The 18,964-nt window shown below is 45.9% G+C and carries 17 protein-coding genes; 5 read left to right on the top strand and 12 right to left on the bottom strand.

Annotated elements, in window-relative coordinates; translation table 11 throughout:
- Positions 1-65: 65 nt before the first annotated feature.
- A complete protein-coding gene (locus tag FHW36_RS04755) occupies positions 66-767 on the bottom strand; it encodes an SIMPL domain-containing protein (RefSeq protein ID WP_145663038.1) in 702 nt (233 codons plus the stop codon).
- Positions 768-952: 185 nt separating this feature from the next.
- Positions 953-4,330 (bottom strand): transcription-repair coupling factor, encoded by a 3,378-nt coding sequence (mfd, locus tag FHW36_RS04750; protein ID WP_145663035.1) that lies wholly within the window; start codon positions 4,328-4,330, stop codon positions 953-955.
- A 144-nt stretch (positions 4,331-4,474) separates the two neighbouring features.
- On the opposite strand from mfd, the gene FHW36_RS04745 reads away from it, so the two are divergent.
- Positions 4,475-5,194 carry a ferredoxin--NADP reductase gene (locus FHW36_RS04745; protein ID WP_145663032.1) on the top strand — a complete coding sequence of 240 codons (720 nt, stop codon included), beginning with the start codon at positions 4,475-4,477 and terminating at the stop codon, positions 5,192-5,194.
- Between the two features lie 114 nt (positions 5,195-5,308).
- On the opposite strand, the gene FHW36_RS04740 is transcribed toward FHW36_RS04745, so the two are convergent.
- From FHW36_RS04740 to dtd, 4 genes are all read right to left on the bottom strand, one after another.
- Positions 5,309-6,736, bottom strand: coding sequence for a glycine--tRNA ligase (locus FHW36_RS04740; protein WP_145663029.1), 1,428 nt, complete (start codon positions 6,734-6,736; stop codon positions 5,309-5,311).
- A gap of 81 nt (positions 6,737-6,817) precedes the next feature.
- Positions 6,818-7,759, bottom strand: a complete 942-nt coding sequence (locus FHW36_RS04735) for a YihY/virulence factor BrkB family protein (RefSeq protein WP_145663025.1) — start codon at positions 7,757-7,759, stop codon at positions 6,818-6,820.
- A gap of 44 nt (positions 7,760-7,803) precedes the next feature.
- Positions 7,804-8,133, bottom strand: a complete 330-nt coding sequence (locus FHW36_RS04730) for a nucleotide pyrophosphohydrolase (protein WP_145663021.1) — start codon at positions 8,131-8,133, stop codon at positions 7,804-7,806.
- A 39-nt stretch (positions 8,134-8,172) separates the two neighbouring features.
- Positions 8,173-8,625 carry a D-aminoacyl-tRNA deacylase gene (dtd, locus tag FHW36_RS04725; RefSeq protein WP_145663018.1) on the bottom strand — a complete coding sequence of 151 codons (453 nt, stop codon included), beginning with the start codon at positions 8,623-8,625 and terminating at the stop codon, positions 8,173-8,175.
- Between the two features lie 94 nt (positions 8,626-8,719).
- Between dtd and FHW36_RS04720 the strand changes: the two genes are divergently transcribed.
- From FHW36_RS04720 to FHW36_RS04710, 3 genes are all read left to right on the top strand, one after another.
- A complete protein-coding gene (locus tag FHW36_RS04720) occupies positions 8,720-9,181 on the top strand; it encodes a hypothetical protein (protein WP_145663015.1) in 462 nt (153 codons plus the stop codon).
- 163 nt (positions 9,182-9,344) lie between these two features.
- Entirely contained in the window at positions 9,345-9,743 is a 399-nt protein-coding gene (gene arfB / locus FHW36_RS04715; RefSeq protein ID WP_145663011.1) for an alternative ribosome rescue aminoacyl-tRNA hydrolase ArfB, read from the top strand.
- Positions 9,744-9,813: 70 nt separating this feature from the next.
- A complete protein-coding gene (locus FHW36_RS04710; protein ID WP_145663008.1) occupies positions 9,814-11,349 on the top strand; it encodes an oligosaccharide flippase family protein in 1,536 nt (511 codons plus the stop codon).
- Between the two features lies 1 nt (position 11,350).
- Here the strand turns inward: FHW36_RS04710 and FHW36_RS04705 are convergent, their stop codons facing one another.
- Positions 11,351-11,992 carry an MBL fold metallo-hydrolase gene (locus FHW36_RS04705; protein WP_145663005.1) on the bottom strand — a complete coding sequence of 214 codons (642 nt, stop codon included), beginning with the start codon at positions 11,990-11,992 and terminating at the stop codon, positions 11,351-11,353.
- A 61-nt stretch (positions 11,993-12,053) separates the two neighbouring features.
- Between FHW36_RS04705 and FHW36_RS04700 the strand changes: the two genes are divergently transcribed.
- Positions 12,054-15,482: a hypothetical protein gene (locus FHW36_RS04700; protein WP_145663002.1), complete on the top strand. Its 3,429-nt coding sequence runs from the start codon at positions 12,054-12,056 to the stop codon at positions 15,480-15,482.
- A gap of 73 nt (positions 15,483-15,555) precedes the next feature.
- Here the strand turns inward: FHW36_RS04700 and FHW36_RS04695 are convergent, their stop codons facing one another.
- Genes FHW36_RS04695 through FHW36_RS04675 form a run of 5 tightly spaced genes read right to left on the bottom strand, consistent with a single transcriptional unit; the run spans position 15,556 to position 18,937 of the window.
- A complete protein-coding gene (locus FHW36_RS04695; RefSeq protein WP_186452304.1) occupies positions 15,556-16,227 on the bottom strand; it encodes a DUF1361 domain-containing protein in 672 nt (223 codons plus the stop codon).
- Between the two features lie 17 nt (positions 16,228-16,244).
- Positions 16,245-16,607, bottom strand: a complete 363-nt coding sequence (locus tag FHW36_RS04690; RefSeq protein WP_145662992.1) for a diacylglycerol kinase family protein — start codon at positions 16,605-16,607, stop codon at positions 16,245-16,247.
- Positions 16,608-16,615: 8 nt separating this feature from the next.
- Entirely contained in the window at positions 16,616-17,941 is a 1,326-nt protein-coding gene (gene creD / locus FHW36_RS04685) for a cell envelope integrity protein CreD (protein WP_145662987.1), read from the bottom strand.
- Between the two features lie 52 nt (positions 17,942-17,993).
- Entirely contained in the window at positions 17,994-18,290 is a 297-nt protein-coding gene (locus tag FHW36_RS04680) for a winged helix-turn-helix domain-containing protein (protein WP_145662984.1), read from the bottom strand.
- 8 nt (positions 18,291-18,298) lie between these two features.
- Positions 18,299-18,937 (bottom strand): hypothetical protein, encoded by a 639-nt coding sequence (locus tag FHW36_RS04675; RefSeq protein WP_145662980.1) that lies wholly within the window; start codon positions 18,935-18,937, stop codon positions 18,299-18,301.
- Between the last annotated feature and the right edge of the window lie 27 nt (positions 18,938-18,964).

Raw genomic sequence — 18,964 nt, 5'->3', positions numbered from 1 at the left:
CACAACATAAAGAGAAAGCCCCCGCAGATGTCTGCGGGGGCTTTCTCTTTATGTTGTGTGATTATTTATTTGATACCGAATACTGCTCTTACTTCTGCGCGGATCTTAATAGTTTTTACTTCCACATCTGAAGCTGCTTCTTCGCCAGCCATACTGGATTTAGCCATGTACATTACCGGGCGAACATCGGAGTAGTTATCCGTATTCATTTCCTGGATTTCGATAACACCATCTACTTTGTTACCGATAGCTGCCAGCATATACTCCGCTTTATCTTTTGCAGCCTGCAAAGCCTTAATTTTTACTTCCTTGCGATAAGCTTCCATTTTGCTGGAAGAGAAAGAGGCAATCCTGGTGTTTTCAATACCTTCTGCATCTACTGCACCGAGGATCTCATTGATTTTGTCGAGCTTCGTCAATTTAAGGCGATACTGTTTACGCGCCATAAACTCGGTTGGATCTTTCTTTTTACGCAATACCTCGAAGTTGTTACCATACACATTTTCTACGGTAAGGTCGCCTTTGGGAATACCTGCGTCTGAAACAGCTTTCTGTAATTGTTTTTCTAAAGTAGAGATATCTACTTTATTCTTGCCTTTCATGTATTCGCGCAATGAGATGTTGAAATAAATTTCGTCGGGTGTTATTTCTATTTCAGAAGTGCCGTTGACTTCAATTTTCTTTACTGGTTGTTTGTCTGCCTGCTGGGCAAAAGCGCCGCCTAAAGCAAAAAATAATCCCGCTGCTAATAACATTACCTTTTTCATGTGTCGATGTTTTCTATTGTTTAAAAAAATATTGTTTGTTGTTAATTACGCCATCATGATGCTGCAGGTGAAAGCGATTTCATAATAGCACTTCTTAAAATTTTGTTAATGCACATTTACAGGAATAGCATCATACATTTCATTATATAAATGAAACGGTTATGATAAAATAATGTTACAGGAAACTATTGACGGCTGTCGGTCATTGCTTTGAGGAAGTCATGTAAATCATTCATATTACGTATGCGGGAAGCTACCAGCATGAAGTTTTTGCCCACCTGTTTGAGTTTGGCATTGTTCGTACGGGTTTGGATATACGTTAATATATGATTGAACGTAGGCGACTCGAAATAAGGAGAATCAGGGTTATTGATAAAATAGCAACGCAGGTTTTCTTCTTTCAGCATCATCTTCTCGAAGCCCAGCTGTATTGCCATCCAGCGGCAGCGAATGGTAGTGAGCAGGTCTTTTACCGGATCCGGCATTGGACCAAACCGGTCAACGAGTTCATTGGCAAAGGCTTGCAGTTTGCCTTCTTCCATTGTATTGTCCAGTTCCTGGTAGAGGTTTAAACGTTCCTGGATACTTTCTATATAAGTATCCGGGATGAGTATTTCCAGGTCGGTATCGATGGTACAGTCGCTGACGAAGTCTTTCTTTTGCTCCAGCTGATCTTTAAAGAGGTCGCGGAATTCATTTTGTTTCAGTTCGCGGATGGCTTCATCCAGGATTTTCTGGTACATATCGAAGCCTATTTCCGCCATGAAGCCGCTTTGTTCTCCACCCAGCAGGTTACCGGCGCCGCGAATATCCAGGTCGCGCATGGCAATCTGGAAGCCGCTTCCCAGCTCACTGTGCTGTTCAAGCGTTTGCAGGCGTTTACGGCTGTCGGACGTCAGCGTACTCATAGGAGGCGCCAACAGATAGCAGAATGCCTTTTTATTACTGCGGCCTACACGGCCACGTAACTGGTGCAGGTCACTCAATCCAAAATGGTGCGCATTATTAATGATGATAGTGTTGGCGTTGGGAATATCCACCCCGCTTTCTACGATATTGGTACATACCAATACATCGTATTTACGGTCTATAAAGTCGAGAATAACTTCTTCCAGCTGATGCCCTTCAAGTTGCCCATGTGCTGTAGCGATCGACAGGTCGGGGCAAAGGCCCTGAATGAGGCCGGCCATTTCTTTCAGACCTTTTACCCGGTTGTGGATAAAATACACCTGGCCACCTCTTTCTGCTTCGAAATAAATGGCATCGCGGATGAGGTCCTGGTTAAATACCTGTACTTCTGTTTCAATCGCCTGGCGGTTAGGCGGCGGCGTGTTAATCACAGAAAGGTCGCGGGCGCCCATCAGCGAAAACTGCAACGTTCTTGGGATAGGCGTTGCCGTTAGGGTAAGCGTATCTACATTTTGCTTCAGTTGTTTCAGTTTTTCCTTGGCAGAAACACCGAATTTTTGTTCTTCATCCACCACCAGTACGCCGAGGTCTTTGAACTTTACATCCTTGCTCAGCAAGGCATGTGTACCGATGATGATATCTATCTTACCTTCTTCTAAACGTTTGAGCGTTTCTTTTTTCTCTTTGGAAGATTTGAACCTGTTGAGGTAGTCTACCGTGCAAGGGAAATCTTTGAGACGATCTGCAAATGTTTTGTAGTGCTGAAACGCCAGGATGGTAGTGGGCACCAGTACGGCAGCCTGTTTACCATCTACAATAGACTTAAACGCAGCGCGGATAGCCACTTCTGTTTTACCGAAGCCCACATCACCACATACCAGCCTGTCCATAGGTGCCGGCGATTCCATATCGCGCTTTACATCAGCAGTAGCCTTGCTTTGATCCGGGGTATCTTCATAAATAAAAGATGCTTCCAGCTCTGTTTGGAGATAAGTATCCGGCGTATGTGCAAATCCTTGCTGGGCCTTGCGTACAGCGTATAGCTGTATCAGGTCTTTGGCAATATCTTTTACCTGTGTTTTGGCTTTTTCCTTTAGCTTATCCCAGGCATCGCTGCCCAGTTTATTCACTTTAGGCTCTACGCCTTCCTTACCGGTATATTTACTGATTTTGTGCAGGGAGTTAATATTTACATACAACAGGTCGTTGTTCTTGTAAATAATGCGGATAGCTTCCTGCATTTTACCGCCCACCTCAATTTTCTGCAGGCCACTGTACATCCCCACACCGTGGTCGATATGCGTTACAAAGTCGCCCGACTGCAGTTCCCGCAAGGTTTTCATGGTAATCGCCTTATTCTTGTTGTAGGCTTGCTTTACCTTGTATTTGTGGAAACGTTGGAAAATCTGGTGATCTGTATAACAAACCAATTTCAGTGAATGATCGATAAAACCACTGCTGATAGCTACCGGGATGGGAAAGAATACAAAATCGGCTTTGAGGTCTTCGAAAATACTCCGCAGGCGTTCAAGCTGGCGGGGGTTATCTGCGAATATAAAGAGCGAATATTTATTGCTGTTATGCTTGCCCAGGTCTTTGATCAACAGGTCAAACTGGCGGTTAAACACCGGCTGTTCCTGGGTATCAAAAGAAATAAGCGTGGGCGTGTGTCCCTGTTCCGTTAACCAGTCTTTGTTACCAAAAACGATTGTAGGTTTTTGTAAGAGCTGTTGCAGTAAGGGAGCGGCTTTTACGAAGTCATCTTCTTTCAGCACCATTTCCTCATCTTCGTCAATCCTTACCTTTTGGCCGGTCAGCAGGAAATCGTCCAGGCGCTGTTCCATTTGCTCAATAACACCCTGCACATAGGCGGGGTCTTTGATCCATACAACGGTGTTATCGGGTAAAAAGGAAGAAAGCGACATTTTCCCGTGGTCGGTGACGGAGCCATGGGTGTCCATGTTGGCGATCAGGGTCACCTGGGTGAGCTTGCGTTCACTCAGCTGGGATTCCGGATCAAACAGGCGTATAGAGTCGATATCTTCTCCAAATAATTCAATACGATATGGTTTTTCGTTACCAAAGGAGTAGATATCCAGGATACCTCCTCTTACAGCATACTGCCCTGGTTCGTACACAAAATCGGTGGCATGGAATCCCCAGGAGACCAGCTGGTCCAGCAATGGATCCACTTTCAGCATATCGCCCACCTTCAGCTGCACCATGTTGGCATTGAAGGCTTTGTTGCCAGCCACCTTTTCCCAGAGGGCTTCCGGGTAGGTAACCAATATCTTTTTATGAACGGCATCCCCGGAAAGTTTCATGAGGGCTTCTGTACGCAGCATGCTGTGGCTGCTGTTGATTTCGTGAAACTGACCTGCTTTCTTGAAAGAGTCCGGGAAGTAAAAAATATCGAGTGCCTGGCTGAGTTGTTCCAGATCGTTGTGGAAATAGGCTGCCTCCTCTTTATCGTTTAAGATGAAGAGATGGTTCGCATCTGCATGCGCCCAGGTGCTTACTGCCACAAAGTTTATTGCACTTCCACTAATGGAAGAAAGCTGAAAGTATTGTGGGGTGGGTGATTGTATCCCCTTCACCAGCGACTGCAGGCGAGCATCACGTTGAAATAGTTGTAATACAGCCTGTAAATTCATGAAGAATGCAAAGGTAAAGAAGATTTACCGATTTTAATATTTGATGAGGGAGATATTTGAATGCCCGACCGTAAATAAGCCCCGGGCAGCTATATAAAATGCAAAAATTTAACTATATTCATAAGGACCAAAAACGCAATCCCCATGTTGGACCTCTGGCACACCGGCATCGTTACAAAACTGATAGACGAAACCCACAATACCCGTCGCTTTTGGATACAGGTGCCGGACATGGACCGGTTCGACTTCAAACCGGGGCAATTTGTGACATTGGACCTTCCCATACATGAGAAAAAGAACAAACGCTGGCGTAGCTATTCTATCGCCTCCCATCCTGATGGTACCAATACCTTCGAACTGGTGATCGTATTGCTGGAAGGAGGAGCGGGGAGTACTTACCTGTTTAACGAAATAAAAGTAGGCAGCGAATTATTGCTGAGAGGGCCGCAGGGAGTTTTCGTACTCCCGCAACCGTTAGATAAGGAATTATTCCTGATTTGTACCGGAACCGGCATTGCGCCATTCCGGTCGATGGCCCGCTATATCCACGAGCACGCGGTGCCGCATCAGCCTATACACCTCATTTTTGGCGTCCGGTATGCACACGACCTGTTGTATGCAGAAGAAATGAAGCAGCTGGCGCAGGATCTTCCGGGCTTTAATTATATCCCTACTTTATCGCGCGAGGAAAACTGGGCCGGCCGAAAAGGCTATGTACACGCTATTTACGAGGAAATGCTCCAGGATAAACGCCCAGCCAATTTTTTCCTTTGTGGCTGGAAAGCCATGATAGACGAGGCCAAGCAACGTATCCAGGCCATGGGCTACGACCGGCACGATATACACCAGGAGTTATATGGCTAAAAGCGGCTACCCAATTCTCCCCCGGGTGTAGCCAACAACGACCATACCGGACATAAAAAGGGCTATGACAGTGGCAGTAATACTTACTAAAACAGTCATAGCCCGGATAAATTATTACTGGATTTTATCCAGCACCAATTGTTTCACGGCAGTGAGCGGGATACGTTCCTGCTCCATGCTGTCGCGGTGACGGATGGTAACCATACCGTCTTCTTTCGTCTGGTGATCGATCGTTACGCAGAACGGCGTACCAATGGCATCCTGGCGGCGGTAACGTTTTCCAATGGCATCTTTTTCTTCGTAGAAGCAATGGAAGGCTGATTTACATTCATTCATCAGCGCACGCGCAACTTCCGGTAAACCATCTTTTTTGGTAAGCGGGAAGATAGCCAGTTTGATAGGAGCTAATTTAGCCGGGAGGCGTAATACCACGCGGCTATCTTGTTTATCTGCAGTACTCAGGTCTTCTTCTGCATATGCATTACAGATAGTGAGCAGGAACATACGATCCAATCCGATAGAGGTTTCTATCACATAGGGTACGTAGTTCTGATTGATTTCTGTATCGAAGTACTGAATTTTCTTCTTGCTGTATTCCTGGTGTTGCTTCAGGTCAAAATCGCCACGGGAGTGGATACCTTCCACTTCCTTGAAACCGAATGGAAATTCATACTCAATATCCACGGCAGCATCGGCGTAGTGCGCTAATTTCACGTGATCTTTGAAATGATATTTAGCAGGATCGGTGCCCAGGCTCAGGTGCCATTGCATACGTTCTTCTTTCCATTTCTCGTACCATTCTTTTTGTGTGCCAGGGCGTACGAAGAACTGCATTTCCATTTGCTCAAATTCGCGCATACGGAAAATAAACTGGCGGGCTACGATTTCATTTCTGAAAGCCTTACCAATTTGCGCAATGCCGAAAGGCACTTTCATTCTACCTGTTTTCTGTACATTGAGGAAGTTAACGAAAATACCCTGGGCTGTTTCCGGGCGCAGGTATATTTCGTTGGCTTCGTCGGTAACGCTACCCAGCTGGGTAGAGAACATCAGGTTAAACTGGCGGACATCCGTCCAGTTAACGGTACCGCTGATGCCGCATTTTATTTTATTATTCTCAATTAATGCTTTGAGCCCTGCGAAGTCATTTTCTTTCAGCAGTTCATCCATTTGTGCCAGGAGTGCATTTCCGGCTTCTTCAGGTAAAGTTTCCGCATATCCTTCTATGAGGTGATCTACCCGGTAGCGTTTATTGCTATCCTTGTTATCGATCATAGGATCGCTGAAGTTATCCACGTGCCCGGATGCCTTCCAGGTGGTAGGATGCATGAAGATGGCCGCATCGATCCCTACGATATCTTCGTGCAGCTGGGTCATGCTTTTCCACCAGTAATCCTTAATGTTTTTCTTCAGTTCAGCCCCATATTGACCATAGTCGTATACAGCGCTGAGTCCATCGTAAATTTCGCTGGACGGAAAAACGAAACCATATTCTTTACAATGCGATATTATCGCCTGGAATTTATTCTGATCTGTAGACATAGTGGCGCAAAGATAAAGGCCAATTTTGAAAATACGTATGCGATTATTAAATAACTTATAAAGAAATGACCAGCAAGCAATTTATCCTTCTTCCACCGTTGTAGGTTCATGGGGAATTTCTATTTGCTTGATCCAGACCGCATATTCATTAGGGTATATCCGGGCACCGAAATACTGTACATATACACGGGTAAACACTGCCCCAAAATACAGGATGGCAGCAGAATAGTATACCCATAGCAAGATGATCACAATAGAGCCGGCTGCTCCGTAGGTAGAGCTTACCCTGCTGGCGCCGAGGTAATATCCGATCGCGAATTTACCCAGCATAAACAGAATGGCCGTGGCAACAGCTCCCACCCGTACATCTTTCCATTTGATGCGGGCATCGGGCAGTACCTTAAATATGATCGCAAAAAGCGTAGTGATAACGAGAAATGGCACCACAAAATCGGCCAGGGAAAAAAGGATACCGGAAGTTAGCTTTCCTGGCAATAGCCTTACTACCAACGAAGAAAATAGCTCCACCAACCCATTTACCGCCAGCGATACCAACAGGATAAAGCCCATGCTGACTACCAGGGAGAAGGAGAGGAGCCGGTTCAGGATCATCCGCAGCAACCCATTCTTTTTAGGCTTTGATTTCAGTCGCCAGATATAGTTAATAGAATCCTGGATTTCCGCAAAAACGCCGGTAGCACCTATCACCAGGGTTACAAATCCTACGATGGTGGCCCAGCTCATATCGCCGGAAAGTGAAGCATTTTTTATCATCGCCTGTATTTGCAGGGCGGCTTCGCTGCCTACCAGTCCACGTATTTGCCCATAAATATTGCCTTCTATGGCATCTCTCCCCAGGAAGAGATCGCATAAAAAGATGATAATAATGAGCATGGGGGCTACAGAAAAGATGGTATAGTAAGCCAGTGCAGCGCTGAGTTTAAGTACTTTATCGTCTATAAAGTCGCTACCAGACTGCTTTAGCACGTGCCAGATAATTTTCAGCCGACTCTGTTTTTGCATTATAGTAATTTTTTTTTTGGAAGCCAGCACAAAAAGTGTGCAGGCTATGACTTCAGTTTAGGGTTATTATGATGTCTTTGTGCATCACGGATATTTTTCTTCTCGAAATTCTTTTCCAGGGCTACGGTCATGTCAATGCCGGTTTGATTGGCGATGCAAAGCAATACCCACATTACATCCGCCAGTTCGTCGGCCAGCAGCATTTTATTGTCCGTTTCCTTTGACGACTGATCGCCATATTTGCGGGCCATGATGCGGGCCACTTCTCCCACTTCCTCTGTAAGTATGGCCATGTTGGTAAGTTCACTGAAGTAACGAACACCCGTAGTGTTGATCCAGTTATCAATTTTTTCCTGGGCTTCCTGAATGGTCATGGATTGAATTTTATTTATTAAAGATAACGGATTGAACTTTTATTCCCGGTTATGTGAATCAATAATAATGGTAACAGGGCCATCATTGAGCAGCGACACTTTCATATCTGCCCCGAAAATACCCCGCTGGATAGTAGTACCCAAATCATGTTCCAATTGCGCGATCATTTTTTCGTACAATGGTATGGCGACGTCCGGCTTACTGGCACGTATATACGAAGGCCGGTTGCCTTTCTTTGTGGAAGCATGCAAGGTAAACTGGCTCACCAGGAGTATGTCGCCATGGATATCTTTTACGGATACATTCATTACCCCGTTGTCGTCGTTGAATATGCGGAGGTTAACGATTTTGCTGCTCAGCCACTGGATATCTTCCATGGTGTCGGCATCTTCTATCCCCAGCAATACCAGCAGGCCTTGCTGAATTTGCCCGGTTATCGCTTCCTCCACCGTAACAGATGCCGCACTGACGCGTTGTATAACTACCCTCATGGACTCTTTTTTAGCGACGGAAAATTAAGCAAATCGTTTAAATCTGTAACATCTGGCGGGGAATAAACGTTTAACAGCACCAAAATCATTACGCATGACCCGTATCTGTACTATGCTTATCTTGAGCCTTGCCCTTTTCTCTTCCTGTAGTCTTTCTAAAGATAAAGGCCCCTGCGATGGGATCATATGTGACAATGGCCCGCTGACCTTTTATTTTAAACTGGTAGATCCCGATACCGGGCATGACCTGGTTTATGGAGACCATGCTACTATACCACTGGACAGCGTGAGAAACCACGCGATGGATACCCTGTTGCGGGTAAGACAGATAATTGACCCTGCGCGTAAACGCGCCTATATGATTTTCATGATGACGGGCGGACCGCAGTCGTTGCGTATTGGCACACCCGGTAAGGCAATACAATACAAAGTTGACGTAAAAACGAAATCGGCCGGCTGCTGTGGGGAGCTGGTGAGTAACGTGTTGCTGAACGACAATCCAGCTCCGATTATCAAAGACTCCACAGGTGTTTACCTCATCCCTTGTAAGCTATAATCTGCTGAAATAAACGATTACAGGTGGCTAACCATTTCAGCCACCTGTAGCTTTTTGTAGCCCCCATTTGTCCCGCTCTTCTCATAAAAAGAACGGCATCTTCGCCGTAGTTTTAATAAATTGCCTTTCTTAAGCAATTTATTATATTATAAAATAAATTAAAATGAATATTAATGTGACCACTGAAATCACGTTTCGCACGGCTCGCAGCGGTGGTAGCGGAGGGCAAAACGTGAATAAGGTGGAAACGATGGTAGAGGGCTATTTCAACATCATGGCATCTGCCTTGTTAACCGAAGAGCAAAAAACTGTGCTGACAGAGAAGCTGGCCAACCGTATCAACGCAGAGGGGCTGCTCCAGGTGAAGTCGCAAACAGCGCGTACCCAGTTGGGGAATAAGCAGGAGGTGATTGCCAAAATGAATGACATCATCAATAAAGCATTGATTCCCCGCAAGAAACGGGTACCTACCCGCCCATCCAAAGCCGCCCGGGAGAAACGGATAGCGTCTAAAAAACGGTTATCAGAGAAAAAACAGCAGCGCCGGGGCGGGTATGAATAACCGGCTGGAGATCCGGGAATGGAATATTTCCTGACACGTAATTCGTAATTTGCATCAAAATTTCTGGGAATTGAGTATCAAGAAACTGGCAGGACAAACCGTGTTTTATGGGCTGAGTAATATTGTGAGCAAGCTGCTCAACTATTTCCTTACTCCTTTTTATCTGACTATCCTGACCCATGCTTCATTTGGGGAGATGTCGAACGTATATGCCTATATCCCGTTTGCCAATATTGTGCTGACATATGGTATGGAGACAGCCTTTTTCCGTTTTGCCAAACAGGAGAATAAGTCGCATGTACTGGGCACTTCCACGATTTCGTTGCTCTGTTCTACGTTCATTATTACGCTGATACTGTTATTCCTGCGATCGCCCGTTATTAATTCCTACGCCGGGGAACTGGCGGGACTCAGCGGGCATCCTACCTTTTATACCTATATCGTCATGGTAATGGCTATTGATACGCTCACAGCCATTCCCTATGCCCAGTTGCGCCTGGAAAACAGGCCGGTAAAATATGCGGCGATTCGTATAGCCGGTATTGTTACCACCATCTTTTTCAATGTATTTTTCCTGGTAATATGCCCCAAGTTATATGCCTCCGGCGCGCACTGGTTGCCCGATGTACAGGGCGGCAGCGCTCAAACCGGCTATATTTACCTGAGTGGTATGCTGGGCAGTGCCATTACCCTGGTACTTTTCCTGCCCCAGATACGGAAAATAGAGTGGAAGTTCGATATGGGCCTGTGGAAGCAGATGATGCATTACGCTGTTCCCCTGATTATAGTGGGGATGGCCGGCATGGTGAACGAAACCTTTGACAGAGCCTGGTTCTTACCCCAGTTTTTGCCCGGCAACGACATGGAAGCCAAAAAAGAGATTATTGCCCTGTACAGCGCCAACTATAAATTGGCGATATTGATTACCATGTTCATACAGGCGTTCCGGTTAGGGGCTGAGCCTTTCTTCTTTAAACAGGCCGAAAGTGGAGATCCCCGGAAAATTTACGCCCGTATTATGAAGCTGTTTGTTATCATGCTCTGCTTCATGTTCCTATTTGTGAGTCTTTACCTGAGTATCTGGAAAGCGTTTCTCCGTACGCCTTTCTACTACCAGGGCATGCGCATTGTGCCGGTTTTACTGCTGGCCAATATGTTCCTGGGGATATATTATAATCTTACCATCTGGTTTAAGCTCACCGACCGGACAAAAACCGGTGCCGTGATTACGATTATCACTGCTGTACTGGCGTTTATGCTCAATTACTGGTGGATACCGGTGATGGGCTATTATGGCGCCGCACTGGCAACGATGGTATGTTATTTTGTGCAGATGGTAGTGTGCTATGTATGGGGGCAACGGTATTATCCTATTCCATACCATCTCCCTAAACTGGTTACCTATGTAGGATTAGCGATCCTTACCTACTATGTATTCAACTGGCTCAATATGCGGATGTTATCTCCCGGAGATATCTACGCTGTCAAACCCCTTCCTCTCGCAGTGGCTACTGCTTTATTTGCAGGGTATGCCTGGTTTATTTTCCGTATGGAGAAGAAGGAGTTTGCCCGTTTCCCGGTAATTGGTAAATACATTAAAGTATAGGCTAGCCTACCAGGAACGGATTATGTTTCTTTTCAAAACCGATGGTGGTAGAAGGCCCGTGCCCCGGGAATACCCTTATCTCATCCGGCAATACAAATAATTTTTCACGGATGCTTTCTAACAGCACCTGGTGGTTGCCTCCGGGCAGGTCGGTTCGGCCAATGCTCTGGAAAAACAAAACATCGCCGCCGATCACGAACTGCTGGCTGGGGCAATAGAAAGACACGCTACCCGGAGAGTGGCCAGGAGTGAACAATACAGTAATTTCATCGGTACCGAAAAGGATCTTTTCTCCTTCAGCCAGGTAACGGCCGGCCTGGGGGGAAGGTTCAAACGGGATGTTGTACATGGCGCCTGCCCGTTGGGAATTATCCAGGATGGGTTGCTCCAGCTCATGAAACTCCGGGCGGAGTTTATACGTGTCCGATACCAGCTTATTTCCGAATATATGATCAAAGTGGCAGTGCGTATTCAATAATCTTATAACATTTAAGCCATGCGTTTGTATATATTGTAATAATTCTTTTCTTTCGTCCTGAAAATAACATCCGGGGTCTATAATTATACATTCCTTTTTACCGTTAATAAGCAGGAAGGTGTTCTCTTGCAGTGGTCCGAAAGTGAATTGTTGTATTTCAATCATTGCTACCCGATTTTTTTAGGCTAATTTTAAAACAGATCACAATATTATCAATACTTTCTGTATGAACAGATTTATTACCCGGTTATTATTCCACGGTACCCTATTACTTGGAACAATAGTATCGCAAGCTCAGACTAATACAGTAGAATTCGGCCAAAATCGAGTGCAGTTCAAGAACTTTAAGTGGAGATACTATCAAAGCAGGCATTTCAACACTTATTTCAGCCAGAATGGGCTGGAGCTAGGTAAGTATGCCGCCCAGGTAGCCGAAAGGGAATTACCCCAACTGGAGCAGTTCATGGAAACCAACCCCAGGCAGCGTATTAATATTGTGGTTTACAACTCTTTCGGGGAAATGAAGCAATCCAATATCGGGATTGGTATTGAATGGCAAAATACAGGCGGGGTTACCAAACTGGTAGGTAATAAAATGATCGTGTATTTCGACGGCAACCACGAAAATCTCCGGCGCCAGATCCGGCAGGGAATTGCCCGTATTATGCTCGAAACCTTGTTATTTGGGGAAGATATTGGCGAATTTGCCGGAAATGCGGCCCTGATCGACTTCCCTAAATGGTTTACCGATGGGTTTATTGGCTATGCCGCCGAAAACTGGACCGCCAAACAAGATGAAGACCTGAAGCTGATCCTCATGTCAGGTAAATACAGCAACTTCAATGCACTGGCCTACGACCACTCCCTGCTGGCCGGCCAGGCTTTCTGGTATTACGTGGAAAGCAAATATGGCAAAGATGCCGTTCCTTACCTGATGTATATTACCCGTATCAACCGGGGACTCAAGAAGGGTTTTGAACAGGTATTGAACCAAACGCCTAAAAAAGCCACCCAGGACTTCTTTGTATTTTTTCAGAAAAGATTCCAGGAAGATAACCGCAGAAGGAAAACTTCTGCCAAGGGCCGTACTATTGTAGCCCAGGAAATCACCCCTAAAAAAGATTTTTACCGGTTCAATCCCAACCCGGTAAATACGTCCTACGCAGTGGTAGAGTTCAAAAAAGGCGTATATCGCGTAGAAATACAACAGGGCTGGAATAAACCTAAAGTGTTACTGAAGAGTGGCGTTATGCAGCTGGCCAACCAGGTAGATCCTAACTACCCGCAGATGGCCTGGAACACCAAAGGCAATCGCCTCGCCGTGATCTACGAGCACGAAGGCAAAACCAAATTAATGGTGTACGATCTCATCACCCGCATCACTATACGCCAGGAACTCAACCAGTTTGACCGTGTCATCGACTTTAAATATATGCCGGTACAGGAAAATACCCTATTACTGTCGGCCGTAAAAAATGGTCACACCGACATTTTCACCTATAGTATCAGTAATTCAAAAACAGAACAGATCACCAACGATGTATATGACGACCTGGATCCGGCTTTTGCCGCATTCCCAGGAAAAAGCGGTATCATTTACTCCTCCAACAGGCCTTCTCCTAAAGGCCGGGGTAGCGACACCTCACTGATGAACCGTCCCTTCAACATCTTCATGGTGGACAACTGGAACAGAAGTGCTGATAAACAAATTACCCAATTAACCGATCTGCAGTATGGCAACGCCAGGCTGCCTATGCAATACAATACCACACACTTCACCTTTGTATCCGATGCCAACGGTATCCGTAACCGTTATGCCGGCTTCTTTAAATCCCAGGCGGCAGGCGTTGACTCCCTGTTTTACGTAGGCTCCGAAATCCTTCATAATCCAGAGCCGGAAGAACTGGACTCTGCATTGGCGGCCTATGGTACTACTGCGCCGGATTCTGTGGAAGCAGTCATGATTACCAAAGACTCCACCTACAGTTTCCCAATTTCCAATTACCCCTACGGTATCCAGGAATCGCGCGTTACCGGCGAAAAGGGGGAAGTATCGGAAGTAGTACAGTATGCCGATATAAAACGCCTGATGAAGCTGAAAGTAGACACCGTAGCGTTGAAGAAAAGAAATGTCAACGCAAGACCTACCAACTTCCGGAGGTCCCAGATGCATGCCGATAGCCTGCGTTTAGGCTTTCCAACGTTGCAGGCGCCTTCGAAAGATACCGGCTCACATCCTAACTTTTTCCAGAATGAATTTGCCAACGAACCGGCAGATACCATTGTAAATGCCCCAACAGGCAACGAAACAACCACCGGTGAACCTTCCCTGTTTGGCAAACCCAAAGCCACGGCGGATGAGCCCATATTGAAGAAATCAAAACTCTTCCCGTATAAGTTCAAGTTTGCATCAGATTACCTGATCCTACAACTTGATAACTCTGTGCTGATCAATAAATATCAGCCATTCACCGGCCAGCCCAGCGGGCCTATTCGCCTGACCGACCCGGTAAACGGATTAATTCGTATAGGCGTGAGCGACCTGTTTGAAGACCTGAAGTTTAATGGAGGGTTCCGTATTCCATCGTCTCTCCAGGGATCTGAGTACTTCTTCAGCACCAGCTATCTGAAAAAACGTTTTGACTATAAATTCACTTACTACCGCAAGGTAGATAAGAACAATGGCTTCGTTATTCCGGATCAGCAAGGCAACGACTCCGCCTTTGTACATACCAAAATGATCACCAACATTTACCAGGGTGAAGTAAGGTATCCTTTTGACCAGGTAAGAAGCATCCGTCTGTCTGCCGGTATACGTACCGACAGGCTAGTGGTGCAGACCGAAAACAAGGAAGCGGCCATGTCGCCCGACTTTAAAGAAACCTACGCGTTAGCACGCCTGGAATATGTGTACGATAATACCATCAACCCAGCCATCAATATCTGGAACGGTACCCGTTATAAAATTTATGGAGAAACCAATGCCCAGCTGACCAACGGCGGTCTCAATGAATTATTTAATGGCAGTACCCCTGCTGGTAAGGGAAGGTTTACGTATAACATGGGCGTAGACATTCGTCATTATGAAAAGATTTACCGCAACTTTATCTGGGCTACCCGCTTTGCCATGGATATGTCGTGGGGCTCACGCAAGTTGTTATATTACCTGGGTGGTGTAGACAACTGGTTAAATCCGCAGATCAATACCAGCAACAAGGTTAATACCAGCGCTAATTATGCGTATCAAACCCTGGCTGAAAACCTGCGTGGTTATAAGCAAAATGCCAGGAATGGTAATAATGTAATGTTACTGAACACAGAGTTGCGTTTGCCGGTATTCTCCACCTTCATCGACAAGCCCATCAACTCTGCGTTCCTGCGTAATTTCCAGGTAACTTCGTTTATAGATATAGGTACCGCCTGGAATGGAAAACTATCGTTTAAAGATGCCAATTACGGCAACTATCCCAATGATAACGGCAGCGTAGTTACCAGGGTAAAAGAGGGTTTCCTTGGACCCTTTGTAGGCGGTTATGGATTTGGCGCCCGTACTACCATTGCAGGCTATTTCCTCCGTGCAGATGCAGGCTGGCCGGCAGTAGCCTTCTTCAGAGGCAGCCCCATCTGGTACTTTGGAATGGGAGTAGACTTTTAAACCATCATACACTTTTCATAAAAAAGCTGCGGATATGATCCGCAGCTTTTTTTATGAGGCCAACAGGAAGCCGTTAAACAGCTGGCTTCTTTACCAATGGATACATTAAACTCAGGAAAACGCCCATACAGATGGTAAAGGCCCAGGCATGGCGGTTTTCCCATGGATGCAGGAAAATATCCCTCATATCACCCAATAAAGTAAGGGGGTCTTTTACGATATCCCAGCTGTTATAACGCAGGAAGCGGCCAATATATACCCCCATACCGCAAAGGAACATTACCGGGAAAGTAAACAACCAGGCAGGCCAGCGGGAATGGCGTTCGCTCCACATCTTTTCCATGCTGCGGATAGACATATACCCCAGCATCATGCCGTTCCAGGCAAAAGAAAAAATGACGAACAGGTCGAACCAGAGCGGCACGCCGCCATCAAAGAGATGAAACAGGTCTGTTAATATGTAAGGGGCATTGGGAATAAACAGCAGCCACACCATAAAACAGCCATACCAGTTATACCGGTTTTGAATCTGCTCCGGGTGTTTTTCTATCCAGCGGGTAACTGCAAAAGGCACATAGGCCAGAAACAGGTTCCAAACGAGGGAAGCTCTCAGATAGCTACCGGAATGTATAATACGAAACAGGAGCAGCGCCAGGCTAAACAGGACAGAAGCGTATAACGTATACTGCGACCGGGACCGGCCAATGCGGTATTGTAGTAACCGGATTGTTCTCTTCAATTGCATATGGTTAAGTTTTATCATTAAAAGATATGGGGAATAAATATGACAGCCCCTATAATTGCAGCGGCGATGGCGGCCACCAGAACAGCGCCTGCAGCAACATCCTTAATGAATTTTACCTGGGGATGTAGTTGTGGCGAGAGGTGATCCATCATTTTTTCCACTACTGTATTGAGCATTTCAGTTGTCCATACCAACGCTATCGCTAATATGGTCCATATCCATTCCGGCGCTGTAATCCTATACCAGCAAGCGGCCGCCACTACCACAATGGTAGCCAGTACATGAATGCGTGCGTGTGGCTCACTGCGAACAAAAGCAACAATACCGTTCCATGCGTATCCGAAGCTGGCGATCCGTTTGCTGATATAAGAATTTTCCATATTTCGTTTTATTGTTTATTTGCGATTGTTCTTTGTCCTAACTTATCCCATTTAATAGTGGTACTGAAGTACATGATCAAAGCGAGGATGACAAAGAGTCCCAAGCTACCCATTAATAACGCCTGATCTTCTGCGCTGATAATCACATAAATAAATCCGTAAAGCAGGGCCAGGGCGCCACCTGTGCCTGCAGCAATACGGGTGCTTTTGAATGCAGCTGCCGTATAAGCAATAATCAGACCTATAGTAAGTATGCTGGTAATGATATATGCTATCATAAAGTTAATTTGTTCTGAAATAGATATGAGCAGGGTATAAAAAATACAAAGGGCTAATCCTATGAGGAAATATTGCAATGGATGAAGGGCGCGGCGCTGTGACAATTCAATAAAATAGAAGACAAAGAAGGTTAACCCAATGATTAATGCGGCGTATTTCACTGCCCGCATTGACTTCTGGTAGCTTTCGGCTGGCAGGAAGAGTTTAATACCAAAATCGGCCGAGTGGATGTTGAATTTCTTGCCTTCCCAGCATTGGGGGTAACTGCGGTTCAGGTGCTGTACCTGCCAGGTGGCGGCAAATCCTTTGTCATCCACCCGCCGGGTTTGGGGTGGGAAAGCCTCATCGAAACTGGGGTTGGTCCAGCTGGAATTGATCCCCACCTGGGTTGTTTTACCTACGGGAGAGAAACTGATCCTGCCGGAGCCTTTTATGCCCAGTTCCAGGGAGAAGCTGCCATTTAATGCACTGGTATCTGCGAGGTTAATAGACACGGGTGATTGAATGCCGTTATCAAACAGGTCGGTACTGGTTACCCCCGGGTTAAACAGGTAGGATTTCCCATTCCACATCATTTGTACCTGGTTTCCAATGCCGTGTAAATCGCTGACGCCAATGAGCAACGATGCATGTTCCCAATCTAAGGCGGAAGGAGAGACTTGCAGTGATGACAGTACATCCCTGCTGAAAGTGCCGCTCAACTGGAGTTTAGCATTATATACGGCTATGTTGAAAATACCTCGTTGCAATTTTTCCGGGAGTAGTTCCCCGTTTATTTTAAGACTTTCGGGCAATAGGTACACATAGGTACGCGGGTTTGAGGCATCGGCCTTGTAGGGGACGGCCAGCACCGGGCCTGTGATATTTTGTTCGCTTCCCCAGCGCTCACTCACCTCTTTGGTGGCTTCCTCCTGGCGGTCGCGGCGCTCCCATATAAGGGATTGTATCATTGCCGTGGGAATTAATAACACCAGCAGGAGTACCACAATGATAATGCCTTTGATAGCGTAGGCATAACGCTCGAGAAATGAAGGTTCATGTGTTGAGGATTCCATATCAGTAGATTTAAAAGTACTTTGTATTTCAAAGTAAAAAGGCAAAAAAAATTTATTTAGTGAATTTGATCATATGTTCCAGGGCTGCGAGGTGGCCTTTGAAGGCTTTTTCCCCGGCCGCCGTGATAGCGTAGGTAGTATTGGTTTTACGGCCAATAAACCCTTTATGCACCTTCAAATAGCCATTTTCTTCCAGGGTATTGAGATGGGAGGCCAGGTTGCCATCCGTGACTTCCAGCATTTGTTTGAGGTCATTGAAATTTACTTCCTCATTCACCATCAATACGCTCATAACGCCAAGGCGTATACGGCTTTCGAATATCTTATTTAAGTTACCTATCGGGTTCATGCTATTGATTAAATAGTCCTTTTCCGTTCATATTTCCACCACATCAATGCCCCATAAATGATGTGCAGCAGTCCAAAACCTACTGCCCAAAAGTAAAGGCCTTTCCTCAAAAAGAAAAGATTAAGTATACCCAATATCGTTTCACAAACACCCAGGTATCGCACATCCGGCAACGTATACTTACTGGCGTTGATAATAGCCAGCCCGTAAAACACCAGGCAGGTAGGCGCTACTAATACTTCCAGGTTATTATATAAAAGACCCGCAATAAATGCACCGCCTGCGCCCAGGGGAATAGCGATGTTTATCAATACCTTACGCGCTGTCAGGTCCCATATCGACAAATTATTCTGCCGGGCTTTACGCCAGGTAAAGAAAGTACCCCCTACCAGCGCCGCTGCCAATACCGCCGCCCCTAATGCCATCAACCGGAATTTAAGCAACTGGAAATCCGCGTTGCTATGCACTCCTGTAACATTCCACTGCTGATAGTACTCATCCAGCCAGATTTTGGCTATAAAAGCCCCAATTAATCCACTGATACCGGCGGTAATGCCACTTAATCCACTCAGCGAAATGAAACGGCTGCTCCGCTCCATCATTCGCTTGATATCTGTTAATGCCTGCAGATGTTGTTGGTCTGTCATACAAAAAAGTACTTTGCAGTACAAAGT

The sequence above is a fragment of the Chitinophaga polysaccharea genome, from assembly GCF_007829335.1.
Classification (GTDB): domain Bacteria; phylum Bacteroidota; class Bacteroidia; order Chitinophagales; family Chitinophagaceae; genus Chitinophaga; species Chitinophaga polysaccharea_B.
The sequence above is the reverse complement of the archived record's forward strand: the minus strand, read 5'-3'. Positions and strand labels throughout refer to the sequence as shown.